The organism is Candidatus Methylomirabilota bacterium, assembly GCA_027293415.1.
Classification (GTDB): domain Bacteria; phylum Methylomirabilota; class Methylomirabilia; order Methylomirabilales; family CSP1-5; genus CSP1-5.
Genome location: JAPUFX010000053.1, coordinates 49,031 through 70,286, shown reverse-complemented (window position 1 = coordinate 70,286; position 21,256 = coordinate 49,031). Strand labels below are relative to the sequence as shown.

Here is a 21,256-nt window from a genome sequence, read left to right as displayed (position 1 = left end):
CCCCTTCGCTCAATCAGCCTGATAAGAGGGCAAGAGCTTCGCGTACGTCTCTTCGAGGTACTCCGGAATTACCTTGGTCTCGCCCAGGACGGGCATAAAGTTCGTGTCGCCATTCCAACGCGGGACCACGTGCATGTGTACGTGGTCATCAATCCCCGCCCCGGCCACCTTTCCTATGTTTAGGCCGATGTTGAACCCCTCCGCGTGGAAGACGTCCCGCAGAATGTGCTCGCTTTTGGACGCCCAGGCCATCATTTCCGACGTTTCCTCTGCGGAGAGCTTTCCCAGGCACTCCAGATGGCGGTACGGAGCAATCATCAGGTGGCCGCTGCTATAGGGGTAGATGTTCATGAGAACATAGGCAAAAGGACCCCGGGCCAGGATGAGGTTTTTCGCGTCCTCCCCCTCCTTCGCCTTCTCGCACAAAATGCACCCGTCGGATCTCGATCCGACGATATACTGCATCCGCCACGGCGCCCAAAGGGTAGAAATCATTCTATCATCGGCCTTCTCAAACCGTCAAGAGGCATTCACCCGGTAGACGGGCTGAGCCCGCTCCACACCTTTTAACTTAGCATCCCCTACATACTCAATCAAGATCTTTTTTCCCAGTTCGGGATCGAACACGGTGTATCGCGTGCCCTTTTTCCCTTCCTCGATCTCCCAAGAGCTACTTTGGCGCAGGGCCTCCACGTGTTCCCGGGTCGCTGTGATCCCGAAATTATAGAGGGTACCGTGCCGATCGATCCAGACCTCTTGATCGGCACTCCCAGGGGTCGCTCGTTTCTCGCTCTGCACCTCCACGGGGCTGCTTCCAGAGCCAGCGACGCGGCTGGCGATATTGACATGGCGGCCGATTACCGTGACATCGACAGATTTTTTATCGGGGAGAAAGTGACCTATTTGGGCACGACCAGTATGAAGACTGATGCCCATCTGATAGGGCATCTTCCCTTGCTTCTGAAGGTCTTTTACCAGCGTCTGAATTGCGACAGCGGTTCGCAGGGCGTTCATCTCATCCTCAGGGCTGATCTGAGTACTCCCAAAGGTGATCATGACTCCATCACCGGTGAATTTGTCGATCTTCCCCTTGAAACGCTTGACGATGCCAGCCATGGGGTCAAAGATGGCGTAGAGGGATCGCGTCAGTTCCACCTCGGAGATCCCACCCTCCGAAGCCGCAGTAAAGCCCCGGAGATCCGTGAAAAGAATGGTCACCTTTCGCGCGCTATTGAGTACCTCGGTGGTTTCGGAAAACTGGAAAAGCCGATCCTCAGTAGAGTATTGTTTTAGCTGGATCTCATCGAGTCCTGGAGGGATCAGGGCAATGTGGCGTCGGAAGCGGTCGATGATTTCACACCGACGGACTGCCTGGATAAAATCGAGATAGTCATGCAAGAGATGCTGCCATCCGCCCCGACGGTCTCGCCCCGCCGTGAGCTGGGCGGAGGTGGTGAGCCGCCCCAAGGTCTCATCGTAGTCAGTAAAGAGATAGCCGAGGATGGCGGGCTGAAATACCATCTTCAGTTGAGCGGCTTTCTCATCATACGAGGAGGGATCCACTCCTGGCAGGTGGGTCTTGATGAGGTCGATCAGGGCACGCTCTTGTTTGGTGAGGCCAAGGCGAATCCGGTCCTGCAAGACATCTCGCAATTCTCTGTACTCTACCCCACTCAGACGAAATCTCCGATTTTGTGGGACCAAGATCCCCTCCAGGTTCGCACGGGCCACGTCCACCTCGGTGAAGGGCAATTGATCCTCGAAGAGGCTTTCGATCAGGTGGTGGTTGAAGTTGAGCCCAAGGTTATATTCGAGTGTCTGAGGGGCTGTGCTCGAAAAGTGATTCCAGGTCGATCGATGCAGGAGCCTGTAGAAACCACGGACCAGTGGGTGCATCTGGTATTTGAAAAAGGGCGCGATCCCTTCCCGAGTGAAGTAATCCTGCACCGCGGCCGCGATTTCCTTGAAGTGAGCCAGCCAGAAGAGATTCAGCAATCCAGACCGGCGTTCGTTCTCGATGATATTCGTTGCAATTTCTAGCAGCAGCTGGAAATAGGACTGCTCGGCGTCCTGAAACTCCTGCGGCTCCCTCCCCCCTGCCATGAGGGAGCGAGAAGCCGCCCCGAGAAAGGTCAGGAAAGCCGGCTGGAGGCGGGGATGAAGTTGGACGAGGAAAACCGGGTGGTCTCCTGCGGAATCGTAGTCTTCCGGGAGGGTAGGCAGGGGAACCCCGAAGAGGTCTTGAATCTCTTCGGTCCTTCCCTCGATGAAGCGAGGCGATTGGACATCGCTTTTCCCAGGGTGCGTAAACTGCTCCATGAATCGATGGCCGACCGAACAGGTCTGAGTCCGAATGGGCTTGTACCAGAAGGAGGCCTACCTGTCGATGAGGGCCTTCAGCTCCTTTCCCGGCTTAAAATAGGGCACCTTCTTGGCTGGGACACTGACCATCGCACCCGTCTGGGGGTTTCGACCCTGACGGGCCCCCCGGCGCCGGACCCGAAAGCTCCCGAAGCCGCGAAGTTCGACCTTGCCGTCGTTGCTCGAGGCCAATGCTTTAGCGATGCCGTCAAACATAGTATCCATGACAACCTCGGTCTCCTTCTTCGTGAGATTGACTGTTGCTGCGATCTTTTCTACCAGATCGGCCTTAGTCATTGCACCCCTCCCTTCCTCACCGCGGGTTCACCACTGCCACAGATAATCGACGGACAACTGACTTTCCTCCGTTCCCAGTAACTTTTGTGGCCACGCCGTGGCCCTGCTTCCCAGCAACAACCGGAGCAAAGAAAACTTGCGCTCTTCTACCTGGACGATCTGGGGCTCTCCAGGGATATTCCCCATTTTTGCTGCCGTCGCGATGGCATCTTGGAGGTTCCCAAGCTGATCCACCAGTCCCAACTCTAGAGCCTGTCGGCCGCTCAGAATTCGCCCATCTGCAACCATCTCTACCTTTTCTCGAGAAAGGCCGCGTCCCTCCACCACCGCTTGGATGAACTGGTCGTGAATGTCATCAATGAGCCGCTGGAGCAACTCCCGCTCTTCCGGTGTCAGCTCTCGGGTGGCCGAGGCCAAATCTTTGTAGGGTCCGCTTTTTATGACCTCCGACCGAATCCCTACTTTTTGGAGAAGCCCCGAGAAATTGGGGATCTGTATGATCACCCCAATGCTTCCCGTGATGGTCCCCGGATTGGCCACGATCTTGTCGGCAGCGGTGGCGATATAGTACCCTCCTGAGGCCGCCACGGTGGCCATGGAGGCTACTACGGGTTTGCCGTGATCTTGACGAATCTTTCTAATCTCCTCGTGAATCTCCTGAGACGCTGCCACTCCCCCACCTGGACTGTTAATGCGGATCACGAAAGCCTGGACGGTTGGATTCTCAAGGTGATGACGAATCTGCTCTATAACTTCTTCTGACTCGCTGATGATTCCATCAACTTTCACCAGGGCCATCTTCGGGCCCCCGAAATGCTCTCGGTTGCTAAGCAGGGCGGCTGCACCGAAGATCAGGACGAAGAAGAACAGTCCAATCCCTCCCGTGATCAACATAGCCCGTAAGAAGGAACGCTTCCGTCCCCCTGACATCGGTTACTCCCCTTCTTCTTTCCCTTCCTGTTCTTGGGTCGCTTCCTGGAATGCCCTGAGGCTCAAGCCCAGTTTGCGGTCACCCGTATCCAACTTTATGATCTTAAGGTTCAATTCCTCCCCGGCCTTGATCACATCCTCCGGCCGGTTCACCCGTCCCTCGGACAGCTCGGAGACGTGGAGCAATCCCTCAATGCCGTCGGGCAGCTCCACGAAAGCCCCGAAGTCGGTGATCCGGACCACCTTGCCTGTGACATCCATCCCGATCCGGTATTTCTCGGGGACCGTGGTCTTCCAAGGGTCGGGTTCGGTTTGCTTCAGCCCAAGGGAGATGCGCCGGGCTATCTTATCGACATGCAGGACGATGGCCTCGACGCGATCTCCCTTCTTCAGGATCTCCGAAGGATGCTTCACGCGTTTGGTCCAAGACATGTCGGAAACATGGATGAGTCCGTCAATCCCGTCCTCCAGTTCGATGAAGGCACCGAAGTCAACGAGGTTTCGGACTTTTCCCTCGAGGCGGGTCCCCACGGGGTACCGCTGTTCCAAGGCGTCCCACGGATTGGGTTCCACTTGTTTTATCCCAAGTGAGATCCGCCGGGCAGACCGATCAATATCCAGGACTACCACGTCCACCACGTCTCCCACGGTCACCACCTTGGAAGGATGCTTGACCCGCTGGGTCCAGGACATCTCCGAGATATGGACGAGACCTTCCACTCCTGGATCTAACTCGACGAAGGCTCCGTAATCGGTGATCGAGACCACCTTTCCCTTCACCTTAGTTCCCGGGGCGAACTTCTGAATGACGTCTCCCCACGGGTCCGCCAGACGCTGTTTGTAACCCAGGGAAACCCGTTCTGCCTGTCGGTCGAACTTGAGGACTGTTACCTCAACCTCGTCCCCCACCGCAAAAAGCTCCGAGGGGTGTCCGATTCGGCCCCAGGACATGTCGGTGATATGTAGGAGGCCGTCCAGGCCCCCAAGGTCAATAAAGGCGCCGTATTCTGTGAGGTTCTTGATCTTACCCTTCAAAATCTTCCCTTCTTCTAACGTGGCCAGCGTCTTTTCCTTGAGGTCTTTCCGCTCTTCTTCCAGAAGCTCCCGTCGAGAGAGGACGATGTTGCCCCGTCGCTGGTTCAGTTTGATAATCTTCATGGGAAACGTCTTGCCAATCACTTTATCAAGATCCCGCACGGGACGCAGGTCCACCTGCGAGCCGGGGAGGAACGCCCGGACCCCGATGTCGGCGATCAACCCTCCCTTCGTCTTCCCTACAATGGTCGCCTCTACGACCCCCCCCTTTTCGTAGACCTTGCTGATTTCCTCCCAGACCTTAATTTTTTCCGCCTTTTCGCGGCTTAAGACGATCAGCCCCTCGCTGTCTTCCTTGGATTCGAGGTAGGCGTCAATGACATCGCCCACCTGGATCGTCAGCTGTCCTTGGGGGTTCAGAAACTCTTTGAGCGGAATACCCCCCTCGGACTTGTAGCCAATGTCGATCATAACCTCATCCGGTCCAATCGCCAGGACCTTCCCCTTCACGATCTCCCCTTCCACAATGTCCTTGAAGGTTTGGTCGTAGATCTGTTGCATGTCAATGGTAGATTCCGGCTGTTCCATTACTCCGTGCAAGTCCCGATCCGTTTCTCGCCCCCGACGATCACGCTCTGTCTCTACCATACCTGGTTGCCCCTCCTGGCAATAGATTTGTAATAATAGGCCATGGTCTCACGCCTCGGGTGCACGAGCCCTGGCTTGAAGCTCGGCGATCTCCTCCATCACCTGTTCGCTGAGGCGTCGGTAACTCCATCGCCCTTCCTTCCCAGCATTTTCACCCGCCACCCGCAACGGGTGACCGAAATAGACCGTCACGGGGTGCACTCGTGGGATCCGTTGACCCCTCGGCAGGACTTTGTCCGTGCCTTGGACGTACACGGGAATCACTGGACAACCGGCGCGTGCGGCCAGAAGCCCGATTCCCTCCTCCGCCTTCTGCAAAGCCACTCCATCCCCGCGTGTTCCTTCAGGAAACACCAAGAGAACCTCTCCTTGATCGAGAAGGCGCAGACACTGCCGAATTCCCGCATGGTTCACCCTCCCCCTGCGGACCGGAAAGGCATGAAGCCCTCGGATGAACGCACCAAAAAGGGGCCATCGAAAGAGCTCCTCTTTCGCCATGGAGTGAAGCTGCCGTTCTACGAGGGCCACGCCAATGAACAGAGGATCCACATAACTGACGTGATTGGCCGCTAGAATCACGCCTCCCGTGGTAGGGACTTCTTCCTTTCCCACCACCCGGAAGCGGAAAACCGGCACGATCAGTGGGAGGAAAATTTGACAGGCCCGATACCACACGCAATATAACCTCCTGGCGCCCAACAAAGACGTTTATTTTAACGAGCTTGTAAGGATCACGCAAGCAAAAAATCACGGGGGTCCCTGAGCTTTCTATGGATATGGCTCTCCAACTCCTTGACCACCTCCTCTGCACTCAGGAAGGTGGTGTCAATGAGGATGGCATCTGGTGCCGGCTTTAAAGGGGAGGCCGGCCGTTCCATGTCCCGACGATCTCGGCGTTTCACCTCTGCCAGGGTTCCCTCGAAGCTGCCGGTGCCCTGAGGAGATTCTCGGAAGCGTCGGCGCCCACGCTCCTCTGGGGAGGCGGTGAGGTAAAATTTCACAGGGGCGTCCGGGAAGACCACCGTACCGATATCACGACCGTCCATCACCACCCCTCCCCCAACCCCAAGCTGCCGTTGCCGCCTCACCATCTCTTCTCGAACACTCGGATGGACAGACAAGATTGAGGAAGCCGTCTCGGTCCTGGGCAAGCGGAGAGCATCGGTAACGTCTTCCCCATCCACCAGGACCCGGAGCCCCTCGGGCCCAGGTCGGAACTCGAGCTCGGTTCGGGCGAGCAGATCCAACAACATCGTTGGACTCGACACATCGATACCTTCCTGTATCGCCTTCCAGGCGAGCGCCCGGTACATTGCCCCGCTATCGATATAGCAATAGCCCAGCCGCTCGGCCAACAGCCGGGCTGCCGTGGTTTTCCCAGCTGCCACTGGGCCGTCGATGGTAATAATCAGGTCTTTCGGCAGCCGGTTCATGCCTTCTGTTCTACGGAGCCGGGAAAGAAGTCTTGGAGGGTTTGCACGAACCCGGGGAAGGAGGTCTGGATGCACGCCGTGTCCAGAACCGTCGTTTCCTTATCGGCTCTGAGCCCGGCCACCGTGAACGCCATAGCCATTCGGTGGTCGCCATGGCTTTCGCAGGAGGCCCCCCGAAGGCTTCCGCACCCATGGATGATTAGACCGTCCTCGATCTCTTCCGTGCGAACTCCCATCTGGTTCAACGCCGTGGCAATGGCCCGAATCCGATCGGACTCCTTGACGCGCAGCTCTGCAGCATCCTGGATGATTGTCTTTCCCTCCGCACAAGCGGCGGCCACCGCCAGGGCCGGAATCTCGTCAATGAGACGCGGGATCAGGTCTCCCCCAATGCTTACCCCTGTGAGGCGGCTCGTGCGTACGCGCAGACGTGCCCGAGGCTCACCGCCGCTTTCCTCTTCTTGTTGAACCTCCACGACTCCCCCCATCGCCTGGAGAACGTCGAGCAACCCTGTCCGGGTCGGGTTCACACCCACCCCCTCAATGGTGAGGTCGGAATCGGGGAGAATAAGGCCGGCGACGAGAAAGAACGCAGCTGACGAAAAATCTCCGGAAACGGAGATGCGGTTGGTTCGCAGGGCGCCCGCTGGCACCAGCGTCACTTCGCGCCCGTCCGTCTCCACCACCTGCCCACACGCCTTGAGCAAGCGTTCGGTATGGTCCCGCGATCGGGCAGGTTCAATGACGGTGGTCCGGCCCTCGGCAAAAAGACCAGCGAGGAGGATGGCCGATTTCACCTGAGCTGAGGCGACAGGGCTGTGGTATCTTAGCCCTCGTAGTCTTCCACCGCGTACAACCAAAGGGGGCAGGGTATCCTGAGCTCGCCCCCACATCTCAGCTCCCATCTGTTTGAGGGGGATGACGACGCGATCCATCGGCCGCCGCCTCAGAGACGCATCTCCGGTGAGGATCGAGAGGAAGGGTTGGCCTGCCAGCACTCCCGCAAGGAGACGGATGGTGGTGCCAGAGTTCCCGCAATCTAGAATATCCCCTGCCTCTCGTAGGCCGTGAAGGCCCTTCCCATGGATCCGGAGAGGATTCCCGCCCTCAACGTCGATCCCCAGGGCCCGGACAGCTTCCAGGGTCCGTTGACAATCCTCAGACCTGAGATAACCGGATATTTCGGTGAGCCCGTCAGCCAGGGCCCCCAAAATGATCGCGCGATGGGAAATGGACTTATCACCCGGGACCGTAATCTTTCCCTGCAGTCCCCGAGCCCCTCCACGAATCTTAAGATGCTCCATGCCTCTCTCGGGCCCGTTGGATTTGTGGAATCAGGACCTCTCGAACCGTGCTGCTCTCACCGTGCGTCAGGTCAAACCACGTGATGTCTGTCTCCCGGCGGAACCAGGTCATTTGACGCTTGGCATAGTGACGGGTTTCTTGCTTGGTGCGGTTGGTCGCCTCCTCGAGGCTCTTCTCTCCGAGAAGGAAGGCAACAATATAGCGATAGTTGTGGCTGCGAAATGGCTTTATATGTGGAGAGTAGCCCGCCGCGAGGAGCTTCTTGACCTCCCCGATAAGGCCGGACTCGATCATACGATCTACGCGGTCGTTGATCCGCCCGTACAGGTCCGTACGCTCCCTGTGAAGCCCCAATAGGAGGGACGCGGGTCTCACCAGCCCCCTGCGATGGACTTCCCAAAGGTCGGTAACGCGCCTGCCGGTAACCTCGATGATCTCCAAGGCCCGAACGAGGCGAAAGAGATCCCGGGGATGGATTCTGTCAGCGACCAAGGGATCCAGACGAGCGAGGCGGGCGTGTAGCACCTCGGGGCCGCCGTACTTCGCCTCCTGTCCCAGTCGTGCCCGGATGCTCTTGACTTCTCGCGGACCCGCAAAAATCTCCCCACGGAGGGCACGGAGATAGAGGCCCGATCCTCCCACGACGACAGGAAGCCTCCCTCGGGAATGGATTTCTTTGAGCACGCGATGGACCAACCGGGCATAGTCTGCCGCTGAAAAGGCTTCATTCGGATCTACCAGGCTGATGAGGTGGTGCGGGATCCCATCTTGCTCTGCCAAAGTCGGCTTGGCCGTGCCGATGTCGAGGTAACGGTAAACCTGCATGGAGTCCAGGGCCACAATTTCCCCATCTATGACCTTAGCTAGGTCTCCTGCGATGGCACTCTTGCCGATTCCGGTCGGACCGACGAGGGCGATAAAGAAAGGAAGGGGGGTTGAGGGGGGCGTTGGTACGGGGCCAGCCTGCAGAGACGGGACGTCAATGGGAAGCATCATTTTATCGTTTAACGAGAAGATACGATTCCTCGATCTCGAAAGGGAAAGGGATCGTGTAGTCACCCACACCAACTGGTTCTTCCCATCTGACACGAGCGAAGACGGTCTCCCCGTCGTCCGTCACATCCACCTGCCGTTCCGAAATGGACAGCTCCAACTCGCGGGCCTTTGCCAGGATCCGCTCTGTCCCCTCCTCCACCCCCAGGCTGGGGCGCAATGCAATGTCACGCACCACCACTTGAACCGTATCACGGAGCGCCAGATAATTGACATAAGCGCCGGCAACCTGGTTCCCCACGTAAACCAGAGCAGCCACGAAGAGAAGGAAGAGCAGGACACGAGTCCTGCCTTGCCCCTCCATCCCTAGGCGCCAAGGATGCACACACGCATCTGGGCGGTGCCCCCGGTCTTCCGTCTCGCGGATTCGCACGGCTTTTAGCATAGAGGAGAAATGAGTGTGAATCCAGCCTTTCCGTTATCCTCGAAAGCAGCTGCAAAATGAGAATGCCTCCGGGCCTCCGGAGGCATCCTTGAGTAATAATGGGTCGACACGCAGCAGGCTATTTGGGTCTTCCCTTGATCCACGGCATCATGGACCGCAGTTCTTTCCCGATTTCTTCGATCGGGTGCTCGGCATCTTTCTTCCGGAGGGCCAGAAAGCTGGGACGGCCTGCTTGATTCTCTAGGATCCATTCCCGGGCAAAGCTCCCATCCTGAACCTCTTGCAGGATCTTTTTCATCTCCGCCCGGACTGCCTCGTTGATAACCCGGGGGCCCCGAGAGTAATCTCCGTACTCGGCAGTATCACTTACGGAATAGCGCATGTAGGCGAGGCCCCCCTGGTAAAACAGATCCACGATCAGCTTGACCTCGTGGAGGCACTCGAAATAGGCAACTTCTGGCTGGTACCCCGCCTCGACCAGCGTCTCATACCCGGCTTTGATCAAGGCCGAGAGGCCGCCGCACAGGACGGCCTGTTCCCCGAATAGGTCTGTCTCGGTCTCCTCTCTGAAGGTGGTCTCCAAGACCCCGGCCCGCGTACATCCAACCCCCTTGGCGTAGGCCAAAGCCGTCTCCTGGGCTTTCCCCGACGTATCCTGGTATATGGCCAAAAGGGCTGGGACCCCGGATCCTTCCGTATAGATCTGCCGCATGATGTGACCCGGCGCCTTGGGGGCCACCATCGAGACGTCTACATCCTTTGGTGGTACCACTTGATGGAAATGGATATTGAAACCGTGGGCGAACATCAGCGTCTTGCCAGCGGTGAGTCCCTGCTGGATCGACTCGGTATACACATGTCGCTGATGCTGATCCGGGATAAGCATCATGACGACCTGGGCCCCAGATGTTGCCTCGTCGACCGGCGCGACCTTCAGCCCGTCCGCGACGGCCTTATCCCACGATCTTGAGCCTTTGTAGAGCCCTACCACCACACCCAAGCCCGCATCCTTTAGGTTCAGGGCATGGGCGTGTCCCTGACTCCCGTAACCAATGACGGCAATCGTCTTTCCCTTTAAGAGCCCAAGGTCCGCATCTTTATCGTAATAGAGTCTGGCCATTTGGGTTCCCTCGCTTTCCCTTACTTCGTAGCGGCAGTGGATTTCCCGACTTCCCCGGCGTTTCCCGCCACCCGCTCCAGTTTCCGGGGAGAGGTCTTGCTCGCCCGCGCGATGGCGATGCGGCCGGTTCGCACAAACTCCTGGATCCCAAAGGGACGTAAGAGTTCCAGAAGAGCCCGAATCTTGTCTTCGTCTCCGCTGGCCTCCAGGGTATAGGTCCGGTGGGTGACATCTACGATCTTAGCCCGGAAGATATCCGCGATCCGCAGAATCTCGGCCCGGTAGGTAGACTCGGCGTTCACCCGAATCAGGATCATTTCTCGCTCGACGAAGTCCTCTTCAAAGAGATCCACCACCTTGATCACATCGATCAGCCGATTGAGTTGTTTAACCACCTGCTCCATCACCCAGTCATCCCCGTGGACCACAAGGGTGACCCGGGATGTCGAGTTGTCCATCGTCTCCCCGACGGAGACACTATCGATGTTATAGCCTTTGGCCGCGATCAGCCCGGCGATTCTGGCCAGGACACCGATACGATTTTCCACCAGAACGGTCAAGATGTGCCGCCGCGAAGGGGTTTGTCCTTTCATCCTTCGTTCCTCACTAAAGCCCTTTGCCGCCCCTTGCTTATCCCTTCCCTGGAACGTGCCACTCTGTGGAGCATCAACGACGGATGGCGAACGGGTGCTTCCTCAGCGCCAGCCCTGGAACAGCTTGTCGGGAATCGGTTCCCCGACATCGATGATGTCCTTGATCGCAGCCCCCGCGGGGATCATGGGAAAACAGTTTTCCTCTCGATCGACCACCACATCGACCACGACAGGACCCGGAGTGCTAATAGCCTTCTCGATGCCCGCCTTCACTTCCTCCGGCCGTTCGATCCTGATCCCGGTGATGCCGAAAGCCTCTGCAAGCTTCACAAAATCGGGCTGGTGGTCGATGTTTACTTGTGAGTAACGCTGGCCGTAAAACAGCTGCTGCCACTGGCGCACCATCCCCAGGTATTTGTTGTTGATGATGAATGTCTTGACTGGCAGTTCATATTCGAGGAGGGTACAGAGGTCCTGCATGGTCATCTGGAAGCTGCCGTCTCCGTCGATGTTGACCACCAGGCTGTCGGGGAAAGCCGCCTGTGCCCCCAGAGCGGCGGGAAAGCCGTATCCCATCGTCCCCAAACCTCCCGAGGTGAGCCAGCGGCGGGGCATACGGCCCCGGTAAACCTGGGCTGCCCACATCTGATGCTGGCCCACGCCGGTGGAGACGATCGGATCATATTCCTCCGTCAGGCGAAGGATCATATCGATGGCGTACTGGGGCTTGATGACCCCTTCTCTCTGTTCGTAGCGGAGGGGATGCTGTATTTTGCAAGCCTCAATTTCTGCGTACCACTCCTCGAAGTCCTTCGCCCAGTTCCGTCTCACGTTGCGGAGCTTTTTGTTGAGTTCGCGCAGGACGCACTTCACATCGCCGACAACAGGGACGTCCACGTTGACGTTCTTCCGAATCGATGTTGGATCAATATCCACATGGATGATCTTGCACTGCTTCCCGAACTCGGAAACCTTACCCGTAATCCGGTCATCGAAGCGGGATCCAATGGCGATCATCAAATCGCAGTGGACCATGCACATATTAGCCCAGTAGGTCCCGTGCATCCCCAGCATCCCCAGCCAGAGCGGGTGGTTGGTGGGGAGAGCCCCGAGCCCCATCAGGGTCAAGGTGGTGGGGATCTGGGTGATGTCTATCATCTCGTGTAATTCCTCGGACGCGTCCGAGTGGATAATACCTCCTCCCCCGTAGATCACCGGCCGCTTGGCCTGGGCAATCAACTCGACCGCCTTCTTGATCTGGCTCGGGTGCCCATAGAGCTGTGGGTTATAGCCTCGGATGGACACGTCTTTGGGGTATCCCTGAAATGTGCCGTGTCCCATAAGGGCATCCTTCGGCAGATCCACGAGGACAGGACCGGGACGGCCGGAGCGAGCGATGTAATACGCTTCTTTGATGATGCGAGGAATATCTTCGGCTCTCTGGGCCAAGAAGTTGTGTTTGGTACATGCCCTGGTGGTCCCCACCACATCCGCTTCTTGGAAGGCATCACAGCCCATAACGGCCGTAGGGACCTGCCCGGTCAGAACCACAATCGCCATTGAGTCCATCAGGGCATCGGTGATCGCGGTCACACAATTGGTTGCCCCGGGACCCGAGGTGACCATGACCGTTCCCGGCTTTCCCGTGGTCTTGTAGTACCCCTCGGCGGCATGGGTTGCCACCTGCTCGTGGCGACACAGGACGTGCTTGATGGGGTAGTCAATGAGGACGTCGTAGGCGTGGAGGATAGCCCCACCGGGGTGACCAAAGATCGTGGTCACCCCCTCCTCCACGAGGGACTTCATCAGGATCTCCGACCCCGTCATCTTCTCCATCGCCATCCCCCCCTATGGTCAGCCTCCGGGTCATGGGCCCAGACCCACCCCGCTAACCAGCAACGTGCTACAGATAGGCTTGTGCCGTAAGGTTCAGGAGCCGGGCGTTCAAGCCGACCACTTGCTCGGTATCCACCGGGACATCAACCAGAATGGACCTGCCCGACGGAGTATAGCAGGCATCCATAATCTCCTTGAGGTTACTGAGATCCGGCTTCAAGTAGAAACCCTCCCAGCCGTGGGCCTTCGCCGCCGCCGGAAAATCGATACTCGGCAGCTTCGAGTGGTAGCGGGGTTTCTCAACGGTTGGGATGATGACTTCCAGCCCCTTATCGATAATCCCGTATGTCCCGTTGTTGATGATGAACAAGCGGAGGTCCAGGTTTGCCGCGTCTGCCAAGCAACCGCCAAAGAGTCGCCAACAGCCATCCCCACAGAACATAAAGGTGTGGAGACTGGGATCGGCCAGCTTGGCCCCAACACCCATACCGAATGCACCGCCCATGGCCGAGCCGTGGTGCGCCGTCCAGAACTTGATATTCGGGTGGGGCCGCTGGGTGACATACTGCCGATCCTTGTACGAGACGCAGACGTCATCGAACCCGATACTGTGTGGTTGCCAATGTTTTGGCAGCTCCTCGTAGAAGGCCATGAAGTCTACACAGTCCTTCGGGACGTCCCGCCAGATCTCCCGGAAGTTGAGATTGTCGAGCCGTTCGACCTTCGGTCTGTCCTTCCCGACGCCCATGGCCTTCAGCCGTGGCATGACCGCTTCGAGCGCCAGTCCGATATCGCCACGGACTTGCTTGTAGTCTCCCAGGCACCGGTGTCCAAAACCACCGTTCACCTGGCCGTAGCCATACGGGTATGCGCCGAAGTGCCACGTACATTTCGCGCGGATGCTCTCCAGATTGATCGAGTATTCACCCGGGCAGAATCCGAGGGTGATCACGATATCGTCTTGATTAATGCTCCGCCAGAGCTCCATCGCCTTGTCATTGCCCCCGAACAGAACGTACCCGTAACTATACGGGTTTTTCGGGGAGACGGCGTTTGCACCATTGATAGACCAGATGGTGGGAGCGTGCAGGAGTTCAGACAACTCTGTCGAAAGCTCCTCTATGTTCGGACAGGAGGCGGCCTCTTCACCGACGTAAATGATCACCCGGCGTCCCTTCGCCATCGGCGGGAACTGGTCGAGAAAGGCCTCCACGTCTTGACTGTTGAGGGTACGCGGACGCTCCCTTTTTGGAACATGTAGCTCAATGTCTTTCGACAGGATGTCCGGATGGAACGCGAACGCCACGGGTCGCCAATCGTGAAGGATTTGCTGGGCCTTGTCGAGGTCCCGTTCGAGTCGGTTAATATTGTCGATGACGATGCAGCCATCCCCTAATTCAGCTTGCAGTTGTGAGACAATATTCATGCCGTATTGCGACACATCCTGTAAGGGGGCATTCCCGATCGAGCCGATGGAATTCAGGGCGATGATGAATACGGAAGGGATGTTGTGCAGTTTGGCGTCGGTGATTCCGCTGGAGCCGAGTTTCGTCGCCGCACCCGTCGTGGTAATCGAGCAGGCGATTCGCCCAGAGGCGAGGTAATAGCCCAAGGGCATAAAGCCAGACGCATATTCGCTCATGGTGAGAAACCGAGGAACGCCATCCGTGATCTGCGACGGATCGGTGAGCGGTTCTAAATACTTCGTAACGTGGATGATCCCCCCCCCATTAACCCCAGAGTAATGGTGGATTCCCCATTGACGCAAGGTGTCGATCAGAGCAAAGTTTCCGACACCCTTCTCCAGGCCGGGACTTCCTGCTGCAATACTCATAGTTCTCCCCTCACTAAGAGAGTAAATTTTACGTTACGTTCCGTGCGTCCATACAAAAAGCAAAGTCGACACTTCTAGAGGCCAAGAGGGAGCGACGGACCAGACGAAAAGTAGCGAATAAATTAGCTCTCTTGCCCCTCCCCTGTCAATAAAAATCTGTTTTACCCCGAGCGCCTTTGAAAACGCCCCCGGAGGACCCGAACCTCATCACAGCCCAGCAACGTCGCAACCCCCAAAAAGACCGCCGTTCCCAGCCCAAATTCCCCCACGAAGCGGGTAAGTTCCAAGAAAACCCCCTGTCCCTCCATGGGTGGCAGCAGGCCTTGGAGGGCGATTAAGGTGCCGGCCATGCAGAGACCCGCGAAACCCGTCTTTTGCAAGGACTTAACAAGGACATGCCTCGGGAATGTCCCGAGGTGCCTTCTCAGAAAGAGCATCAAACCGGAGAAATTGACCACCGAGGCAAGCGAAGTCGCAACGGCGAGCCCCGCCGCCTGAAGGGGATACATGAGGAGCAAGCTGAAGACAATGTTACTGGCCACGGCGATAGCTCCCACTTTGACAGGGGTTACCGTGTCCTGAAAAGCATAAAACGCCCGGGCAAGAATCCGATTGGCGACAAAAAAGCAGAGGCCGAGGGAGTATCCCAGCAGGACCTGGGCGGTAGCGGCCGTCGCTGCACCGGTGAATTCGCCTCGTTCAAAGAGGAGACGGATGATGGTGTGGCGGTAGATGGCAAGGCCGAGGAGGGCAGGAACGGTCAGGAAGAGGCTGACCCGCAGGGCGAAAACCAGTGTTTTCATAACATCTTCTGGTGAATGCTGCGCAGCGGCGGCGGCCATGGTGGGGAGGACGGCCGTAGCCATGGCCACCCCGATCATACCGATGGGAAGGTGGATGAGACGGAAGCCATAGTACAGATAAGAGACCGACCCCTGGATGAGGAATGTGGCCAAAAGGGTCGTGATGAAGATATTCAGCTGGGTGATAGCGAGCCCGGCAGCGCCGGGTGCCATGAGCTTTCCGATCCGTAGGAGGGCTGGGTCTCTCCACTCCCCCATTTGAGTCAGGATGACCCCCCGGCGCATGGTAGGTGGAAACTGGGAAAGGAGTTGCAAAAACCCTCCCCCTAACACCCCATAAGCCAAGGCGTAGACCGGATTCTCGAGGACCGGCCCCAGGAAGAGGATACTCAAGATTATGGCAGTGTTAAGGAGGGCCGGGGAGAAGGCCGGGGTGGCAAAGTGGCCCAGGGAGTTTAAGATCCCCATCATGAGCGCGGTGAGCCCGATGAAGAAAAGGTACGGAAACATCATGCGGGTGAGGTCGATGGTGAGGGCGAGTTTTTCAGGGTCCACGCGCCACCCGAAGGCCATAAGGTTGACAAGGACCGGGGCACTGACGATCCCGAGGGCGCAAATCACGACAAGAATCAGACTCAGCGTCCAAAAGGCCGTCGCAGCCAGCCGAAAGGCTGAGGGCCGTCCTCGCTTGCTGATGGCTTCGGTGAAAACTGGAATGAAGGCGGCAGAGAGGGCCCCCTCCCCCAAGAGCTCTCGGGCCATATTGGGGATACGAAAGGCCAGAAAGAATGCGTCGGCGGTGAGACCGGCCCCGAACCCATGGGCAATTAACATATCCCGCACGTACCCCAGGACCCGGCTGACGAGCGTTGCACCACTGACCACCGAGGCGGCAGCAGCCACGTCGTGGGAGGTGCCTTTCCCTTCAAAAGCGCTTGACATGGAGGGCGTATTCCCCTATAAAAACCGAAGTCTCACATCGGCTCGGGAGGGATGGATGGCACGCATTAGATCGGCAGAAAAGCGCCTCCGCCAGGCCAAGAAGCGGACCCTGCGGAACCGGGCAGCTAAGACCCAACTCCGAACCAGCATGAAAAAGGTCCGTCAGGCCATAGAGACGGGGAACCGGGAGGCGGCTATGGCTGCCTTCCGAGCGGCGGTAGTGGTTATCGATAAGACGGCCTCGAAGGGAATAATCCATTCCAGGACAGCGGCTCGGTACAAATCCCGCCTTGCCCATCGATTACAGGCCCCTGAAAGCGCTGCCTAATTGCAACTTCATCCGCACAAATCGATAATCGCCAATTCCAGATAGAGTAATTGGCCTCTCCCCCAGGATTTGAGCACCCGGTCCAGGTCCAGAAGGCGGACAAGTCCTTGCTCCAGGTGCGGCAGGGATGAGATTCTGGCCCCGTCAAGGATCTCTGAAACAAACTGTCGTGGGATCCCCAGCAGCCGGCTGATCTCGGCAGGAGGGCGGGACTGGACGATGAGTTCCTTGGCCCGCAGGAGCAGGCGAACTTGACGCGCGAGCATCCCGAGGATTCCGAGCGGGTCTTCCCCCCCTTCTAGCAACCTCCGAAGGCAGGACAAAGCTGCTTGCAGATCCCTGCGGCTGACGGCTCGGGTGAGCTCAAAGATCTTCCGTACCCTCCCTTCGCCGACAAGGGCCTCGACTGCCTCGAGATTGATATCACGCCGCTCCCCCACGAAAATGCAGAGCTTGTCCACCTCCTGACCCAGGCGCAGAAGATCCGAACCTTGAAGGTTCAAGAGCAGTAATTCTGCTTCCAGGCTTAGAGATTTCCCCTGCTGTTGGGCCCGCTCCCTTATCCAGCGCTGACACCATCGTTGACGTTCTTCCTCTGACTTCGGAGCGGCAAACCGAAGGATCTTCCCAGTTCGCTCTATTTGCTGCACTGCGGGATTCCGCTGGTCTAACCTGTCAGCAATACAAATGAGGCAGGTGGTGGGCGATGGGACTTCGAGATAGGCCAAGATTCCCTTCCACGCCTCCATGCGGAGGCGGTCCGCATCTTTCAGCATGACGACCCGTCGTGGGGAGAACGCCGGGACGATTCGGCACCGTGCAGTAACGTCTGCCCCGGCTGCCTCATATCCCGAGATGATTTCCAGGTTTAGCGCTTCCATTCCTGGAGGGAGGAGGGCTTTCAGGAGTCGAGAAAGGAACTCTTGACGAAGGAGGATCTCCTCACCCAAGAGGAGATAGATGGGAGCTACCTGGCCCCGGCTTACAGCTTGGAGGATTGGCTCGAACAGTGTCGTCCCTCAGAATAAAGGTTCGGCTACCCTTGTAACAACCTTGTCGGCAAGATCACGAAGGGCCCGACGGATCGCATCATTTGCCGCCACCTCGGTCCCGGTGATCCCAGAAGGGGCAGAATAGTACGCCTCTCCCGAGATCTGCTCTTTTGCCAGTTCCACCTTGCCGCTCCGCTGAATCACCTCGACGTCGAGGACGACCACCGTACGAAACCGTGTGGCGATGTCCTGGGCATCGAAGGCCACGGGGTTTTCCCTGAGGGAGGTGATCGCACCCTTGATCGTGACGTCCGCCTGAGACTTCTCCGCCACCACCTGTCCCCCGGCACTCAGGATGCCTTGGGTGAGGGCATGCCTGACCTCGGCCTCCATTCCGGGACGAGAGGTTCCTGGGTTGTTGATGTCCAGATGGATCCGCTTGAGGTCATCTGGTAGGCCGAGCTGGCCGCGATAGCCGCATCCGCACACCGTTGCCGCCAAAAGCAAAAGCCCAATCGAAACCACCCTCTTGTTCACCAGATCTCTGCTCTGGCTCTCAGCACACAGCTCAAATGAAGTGCTGCGAGCCAATTACTCAACGTTGATCACTGGCAGATAATTTCCGAAAAGCCAATTGCTGGCTACGACCGGGCGGTGACGATGTTGACCAGTTTCTTGGGAACCACGACGACGCGCTTCACCTGCCTACCCTGCAGCCACGTCTGGACCCGGCTGTCTTGCAGTGCCGCTGTGCGGAGCTCTTCCTCCTCCGCACGCGCGGGGAGGAAAATCCGGCTCCGCAGTTTCCCATCCACCTGGACCACCACCAGAATCTCCTCTCGTTCAATCACCGCGGCATCGTAGGCGGGCCACGACTCCGCAAAGATACTCGAGCCGTGTCCGAGGTGCTCCCAGAGTTCCTCCGCCAGGTGCGGGGCGAATGGGGCCAGGAGCACGAGCAAGGTCTCCACGGCAAAACGGGCCACGTACCGCCGTTCCGCCTCCTCCGCGGGATCGCCGCGAAGCTCAAATTGCCCCAGGACATTAACCAATTCCATAAGGGCCGCGATGGCCGTGTTGAAGTGAAAATCCCGGTCGAGATCTTCGGTCACTTTCTTGATCGTCAGGTGGGCCTTCTGGTGCACTGCCCGGCCGACGGTGAGATCGTTGAAGGAAATAGGCGCCGCCGGACGGGACAGTTCGTCCGCCCAGCCGTCGACCAACCGATAGACCCGATTCAGGAACCGGAAGGCCCCCTCCACCCCTTTGTCGGACCATTCCAGGTCCTTCTCCGGGGGTGCGGCAAAGAGGGAAAAGAGACGGGCCGTATCCGCGCCATACCGCTTTAAGAGGTCGTCCGGGTCCACCACGTTCTTGCGCGACTTGGACATTTTCTCGGTCCGGCCGATCTCAACCGGGTGAGCACACTCGGTACAGCGACCCTGCGGGTCTATCTCTTGAGGGAAGCGGAACCCATGCGTGGGACACCGGTAGGTTTCCTTGCAGACCATCCCCTGAGTCAGCAGGTTCACAAATGGTTCACTGTGTGGGATCAAGCCCAGATCCCGGACCACCTTGGTGAAGAACCGGGCATACAGCAGATGAAGGACGGCGTGTTCAATACCCCCGATGTATTGGTCGACGGGCATCCAGTAGGCTACCTTCAGCTCATCCACGGCCCGGTCCCGGGCGTGCGGATTGCAAAACCGGAGAAAGTACCAGGATGAATCGACAAAGGTATCCATCGTATCGGTCTCTCTTCGGGCCGGCCCCCGGCACGTCGGACACCGCACATTCACGAAACTCTCGACTTTCGCAAGCGGAGAACCACCCTTCATGCTGATCTCCACATCTTTCGGGAGCAGCACCGGAAGGTCGTCATACGGGACCGGGACGGTGCCGCATTGGTCGCAGTAAATAATTGGAATCGGCGTCCCCCAGTACCTCTGTCTGGAGATTCCCCAGTCGCGCAGCCGATAGTTCACCGCCCCTTTGCCAATTCCCCGTTCCTCCAGAAACCGAACCACGGCCTCACGTCCTTCCGGGCTTGGCAGGCTATTAAATGGGCCGGAATTTACCATCACCCCTTCATCTTGATAGGCCTTTGCCAAAGCCTCCGCGGCGAGGCCTTCCTCCTCTGGCTGAATCACGACTCGGATGGGGAGATGGTATTTTTTGGCGAATTCGAAGTCACGCTGGTCGTGGGCGGGAACAGCCATAATCGCTCCGGTGCCGTACTCAAGGAGGACGAAATTGGCCACCCAGATGGGGATTTTCTCTTCGGTCAACGGATTGATGGCATATGCACCGGTGAAAACCCCCTCCTTTTCCGTGTCGGCGGCGGTTCGGACTACCCGATCTTCCGCCCGCATCCGCTTGATGAAGGCCTGAACGCCCGCTTTGCCCTCTCCGAGCTGCAGGGCCAGGGGATGCTCCGGTGCTAATACCATAAAGGTGGCCCCGAAGAGCGTATCCTGTCGCGTCGTGAAAATGGTGATGGGGCTTTCCCCGTTGAGCAGCGGAAAATTCACCTCGGCGCCGACGCTCTTGCCGATCCAGTTTCGCTGCATCGTCTTGACCCGGTCGGGCCATCCGGGGAGCTGATCTACCCCCTCGAGCAGTTCCTCCGTATAGGCGGTGATCTTAAAGAACCACTGCTCGAGCTCTTTCTGAATCACCTCTGACTCATCGCGCCAGCAGCGTCCCCCCTCCACCTGTTCGTTGGCCAGGACCGTTTGACATTCCTCGCACCAGTTAAGGAAGGCGGGTTTCTTGTAGGCCAGTCCCTTTGCATACATTTTCAGAAAGAGCCATTGATTCCACCGGTAGTAGTCGGGCTCACTGCACGTGATCTCCCGCCCCCAGTCATAGGAGAAGCCCATCCGCTTTAGCTGCTCTCGCATGTATGCAATATTGTCAGAGGTCCACGTGGCAGGATGAAGGCCATGTTCGATGGCCGCATTCTCCGCTGGCAGTCCAAAAGAGTCCCACCCCATCGGGTGAAGGACATTATAACCTCGCATCCGGAAGTACCGGGCAACGACATCTCCGATGGAGTAGTTTCGAAGGTGTCCCATGTGGATCTTGCCGGAAGGATACGGATACATCTCCAGGCAGTAGTACTTTGGCTGCCCGGGATCCTCCGTGACCCGGAAAGCGTCCCGCTCCTCCCAGATCCGCTGCCACTTGGCCTCAATGCTCTTGAAATCGTACCGCTTTGCCATCCCGATCCTCGTAGTTCCTTGAAATATCCGTATATAGATAGCACACGCGATTTGGTCTTGCAACTGCCGCCCCTGTCCCTGCCCTGGGGTCACGGCGTGCTTACTGTCTGTTCGGATTCCTCCCGGAGAGAAAACAC

The 21,256-nt window shown here is 57.9% G+C and carries 19 protein-coding genes; 1 reads left to right on the top strand and 18 read right to left on the bottom strand.

Translation table 11 applies throughout. From position 1 onward, the window contains the following. Positions 1 to 9: 9 nt before the first annotated feature. The 15 genes from O6929_03980 to murJ all read right to left on the bottom strand — a co-directional run bounded on the left by O6929_03980 (position 10) and on the right by murJ (position 16,575). The gene (locus tag O6929_03980; protein MCZ6479556.1) at positions 10 to 492 is read right to left on the bottom strand and encodes an HIT domain-containing protein; all 483 of its coding nucleotides are present in this window, start codon (positions 490 to 492) and stop codon (positions 10 to 12) included. A 27-nt stretch (positions 493 to 519) separates the two neighbouring features. Continuing rightward, complete coding sequence (locus O6929_03975) at positions 520 to 2,319, bottom strand: adenylate/guanylate cyclase domain-containing protein (protein MCZ6479555.1); 1,800 nt, start codon at positions 2,317 to 2,319, stop codon at positions 520 to 522. Positions 2,320 to 2,376: 57 nt separating this feature from the next. Continuing rightward, a complete protein-coding gene (locus O6929_03970; GenBank protein ID MCZ6479554.1) occupies positions 2,377 to 2,658 on the bottom strand; it encodes an integration host factor subunit beta in 282 nt (93 codons plus the stop codon). Positions 2,659 to 2,685: 27 nt separating this feature from the next. Continuing rightward, complete coding sequence (gene sppA, locus O6929_03965) at positions 2,686 to 3,588, bottom strand: signal peptide peptidase SppA (GenBank protein MCZ6479553.1); 903 nt, start codon at positions 3,586 to 3,588, stop codon at positions 2,686 to 2,688. A gap of 3 nt (positions 3,589 to 3,591) precedes the next feature. Beyond that, the gene (locus O6929_03960; protein ID MCZ6479552.1) at positions 3,592 to 5,271 is read right to left on the bottom strand and encodes a 30S ribosomal protein S1; all 1,680 of its coding nucleotides are present in this window, start codon (positions 5,269 to 5,271) and stop codon (positions 3,592 to 3,594) included. Between the two features lie 48 nt (positions 5,272 to 5,319). Further along, positions 5,320 to 5,946 (bottom strand): lysophospholipid acyltransferase family protein, encoded by a 627-nt coding sequence (locus O6929_03955; protein MCZ6479551.1) that lies wholly within the window; start codon positions 5,944 to 5,946, stop codon positions 5,320 to 5,322. A 56-nt stretch (positions 5,947 to 6,002) separates the two neighbouring features. Then, positions 6,003 to 6,695 carry a (d)CMP kinase gene (cmk, locus tag O6929_03950; GenBank protein MCZ6479550.1) on the bottom strand — a complete coding sequence of 231 codons (693 nt, stop codon included), beginning with the start codon at positions 6,693 to 6,695 and terminating at the stop codon, positions 6,003 to 6,005. Positions 6,696 to 6,700: 5 nt separating this feature from the next. Next, a complete protein-coding gene (aroA, locus tag O6929_03945; protein MCZ6479549.1) occupies positions 6,701 to 8,008 on the bottom strand; it encodes a 3-phosphoshikimate 1-carboxyvinyltransferase in 1,308 nt (435 codons plus the stop codon). Next, positions 7,995 to 9,002, bottom strand: a complete 1,008-nt coding sequence (miaA, locus tag O6929_03940) for a tRNA (adenosine(37)-N6)-dimethylallyltransferase MiaA (GenBank protein ID MCZ6479548.1) — start codon at positions 9,000 to 9,002, stop codon at positions 7,995 to 7,997. The genes aroA and miaA overlap by 14 nt, the downstream gene beginning before the upstream one ends. 4 nt (positions 9,003 to 9,006) lie before the next feature. Then, positions 9,007 to 9,447, bottom strand: coding sequence for a hypothetical protein (locus tag O6929_03935; protein MCZ6479547.1), 441 nt, complete (start codon positions 9,445 to 9,447; stop codon positions 9,007 to 9,009). 118 nt (positions 9,448 to 9,565) lie between these two features. Further along, positions 9,566 to 10,567, bottom strand: coding sequence for a ketol-acid reductoisomerase (ilvC, locus tag O6929_03930; protein ID MCZ6479546.1), 1,002 nt, complete (start codon positions 10,565 to 10,567; stop codon positions 9,566 to 9,568). Positions 10,568 to 10,587: 20 nt separating this feature from the next. Beyond that, positions 10,588 to 11,160 carry an acetolactate synthase small subunit gene (gene ilvN / locus O6929_03925; protein ID MCZ6479545.1) on the bottom strand — a complete coding sequence of 191 codons (573 nt, stop codon included), beginning with the start codon at positions 11,158 to 11,160 and terminating at the stop codon, positions 10,588 to 10,590. Between the two features lie 102 nt (positions 11,161 to 11,262). Next, positions 11,263 to 12,996, bottom strand: a complete 1,734-nt coding sequence (gene ilvB / locus O6929_03920; protein MCZ6479544.1) for a biosynthetic-type acetolactate synthase large subunit — start codon at positions 12,994 to 12,996, stop codon at positions 11,263 to 11,265. Between the two features lie 67 nt (positions 12,997 to 13,063). Further along, entirely contained in the window at positions 13,064 to 14,830 is a 1,767-nt protein-coding gene (locus tag O6929_03915; GenBank protein ID MCZ6479543.1) for a thiamine pyrophosphate-dependent enzyme, read from the bottom strand. Positions 14,831 to 14,991: 161 nt separating this feature from the next. Then, on the bottom strand, positions 14,992 to 16,575 hold the full coding sequence (gene murJ / locus O6929_03910; GenBank protein ID MCZ6479542.1) for a murein biosynthesis integral membrane protein MurJ: 1,584 nt from the start codon (positions 16,573 to 16,575) through the stop codon (positions 14,992 to 14,994). A gap of 55 nt (positions 16,576 to 16,630) precedes the next feature. Here murJ and rpsT point away from each other — a divergent pair, with 55 nt between their 5' ends. Continuing rightward, on the top strand, positions 16,631 to 16,903 hold the full coding sequence (rpsT, locus tag O6929_03905; protein ID MCZ6479541.1) for a 30S ribosomal protein S20: 273 nt from the start codon (positions 16,631 to 16,633) through the stop codon (positions 16,901 to 16,903). Positions 16,904 to 16,911: 8 nt separating this feature from the next. On the opposite strand, the gene holA is transcribed toward rpsT, so the two are convergent. The 3 genes from holA to leuS all read right to left on the bottom strand — a co-directional run bounded on the left by holA (position 16,912) and on the right by leuS (position 21,119). Further along, positions 16,912 to 17,865, bottom strand: a complete 954-nt coding sequence (gene holA / locus O6929_03900; GenBank protein ID MCZ6479540.1) for a DNA polymerase III subunit delta — start codon at positions 17,863 to 17,865, stop codon at positions 16,912 to 16,914. A 57-nt stretch (positions 17,866 to 17,922) separates the two neighbouring features. Beyond that, positions 17,923 to 18,432 (bottom strand): LPS assembly lipoprotein LptE, encoded by a 510-nt coding sequence (gene lptE / locus O6929_03895; protein ID MCZ6479539.1) that lies wholly within the window; start codon positions 18,430 to 18,432, stop codon positions 17,923 to 17,925. A gap of 104 nt (positions 18,433 to 18,536) precedes the next feature. Further along, the gene (leuS, locus tag O6929_03890) at positions 18,537 to 21,119 is read right to left on the bottom strand and encodes a leucine--tRNA ligase (GenBank protein MCZ6479538.1); all 2,583 of its coding nucleotides are present in this window, start codon (positions 21,117 to 21,119) and stop codon (positions 18,537 to 18,539) included. Positions 21,120 to 21,256: the final 137 nt, after the last annotated feature.

Bases quoted from the DNA above. Each gene is read 5' to 3' on its own strand.
- O6929_03915 (MCZ6479543.1), bottom strand. From the start codon at position 14,830: ATGAGTATTGCAGCAGGAAGTCCCGGCCTGGAGAAGGGTGTCGGAAAC.
- O6929_03970 (MCZ6479554.1), bottom strand. From the start codon at position 2,658: ATGACTAAGGCCGATCTGGTAGAAAAGATCGCAGCAACAGTCAATCTC.
- sppA (MCZ6479553.1), bottom strand. From the start codon at position 3,588: ATGTCAGGGGGACGGAAGCGTTCCTTCTTACGGGCTATGTTGATCACG.
- ilvC (MCZ6479546.1), bottom strand. From the start codon at position 10,567: ATGGCCAGACTCTATTACGATAAAGATGCGGACCTTGGGCTCTTAAAG.
- ilvB (MCZ6479544.1), bottom strand. From the start codon at position 12,996: ATGGAGAAGATGACGGGGTCGGAGATCCTGATGAAGTCCCTCGTGGAG.
- leuS (MCZ6479538.1), bottom strand. From the start codon at position 21,119: ATGGCAAAGCGGTACGATTTCAAGAGCATTGAGGCCAAGTGGCAGCGG.
- murJ (MCZ6479542.1), bottom strand. From the start codon at position 16,575: ATGTCAAGCGCTTTTGAAGGGAAAGGCACCTCCCACGACGTGGCTGCT.
- miaA (MCZ6479548.1), bottom strand. From the start codon at position 9,002: ATGCTTCCCATTGACGTCCCGTCTCTGCAGGCTGGCCCCGTACCAACG.
- aroA (MCZ6479549.1), bottom strand. From the start codon at position 8,008: ATGGAGCATCTTAAGATTCGTGGAGGGGCTCGGGGACTGCAGGGAAAG.
- rpsT (MCZ6479541.1), top strand. From the start codon at position 16,631: ATGGCACGCATTAGATCGGCAGAAAAGCGCCTCCGCCAGGCCAAGAAG.
- O6929_03960 (MCZ6479552.1), bottom strand. From the start codon at position 5,271: ATGGTAGAGACAGAGCGTGATCGTCGGGGGCGAGAAACGGATCGGGAC.
- O6929_03935 (MCZ6479547.1), bottom strand. From the start codon at position 9,447: ATGCTAAAAGCCGTGCGAATCCGCGAGACGGAAGACCGGGGGCACCGC.
- ilvN (MCZ6479545.1), bottom strand. From the start codon at position 11,160: ATGAAAGGACAAACCCCTTCGCGGCGGCACATCTTGACCGTTCTGGTG.
- O6929_03975 (MCZ6479555.1), bottom strand. From the start codon at position 2,319: ATGGAGCAGTTTACGCACCCTGGGAAAAGCGATGTCCAATCGCCTCGC.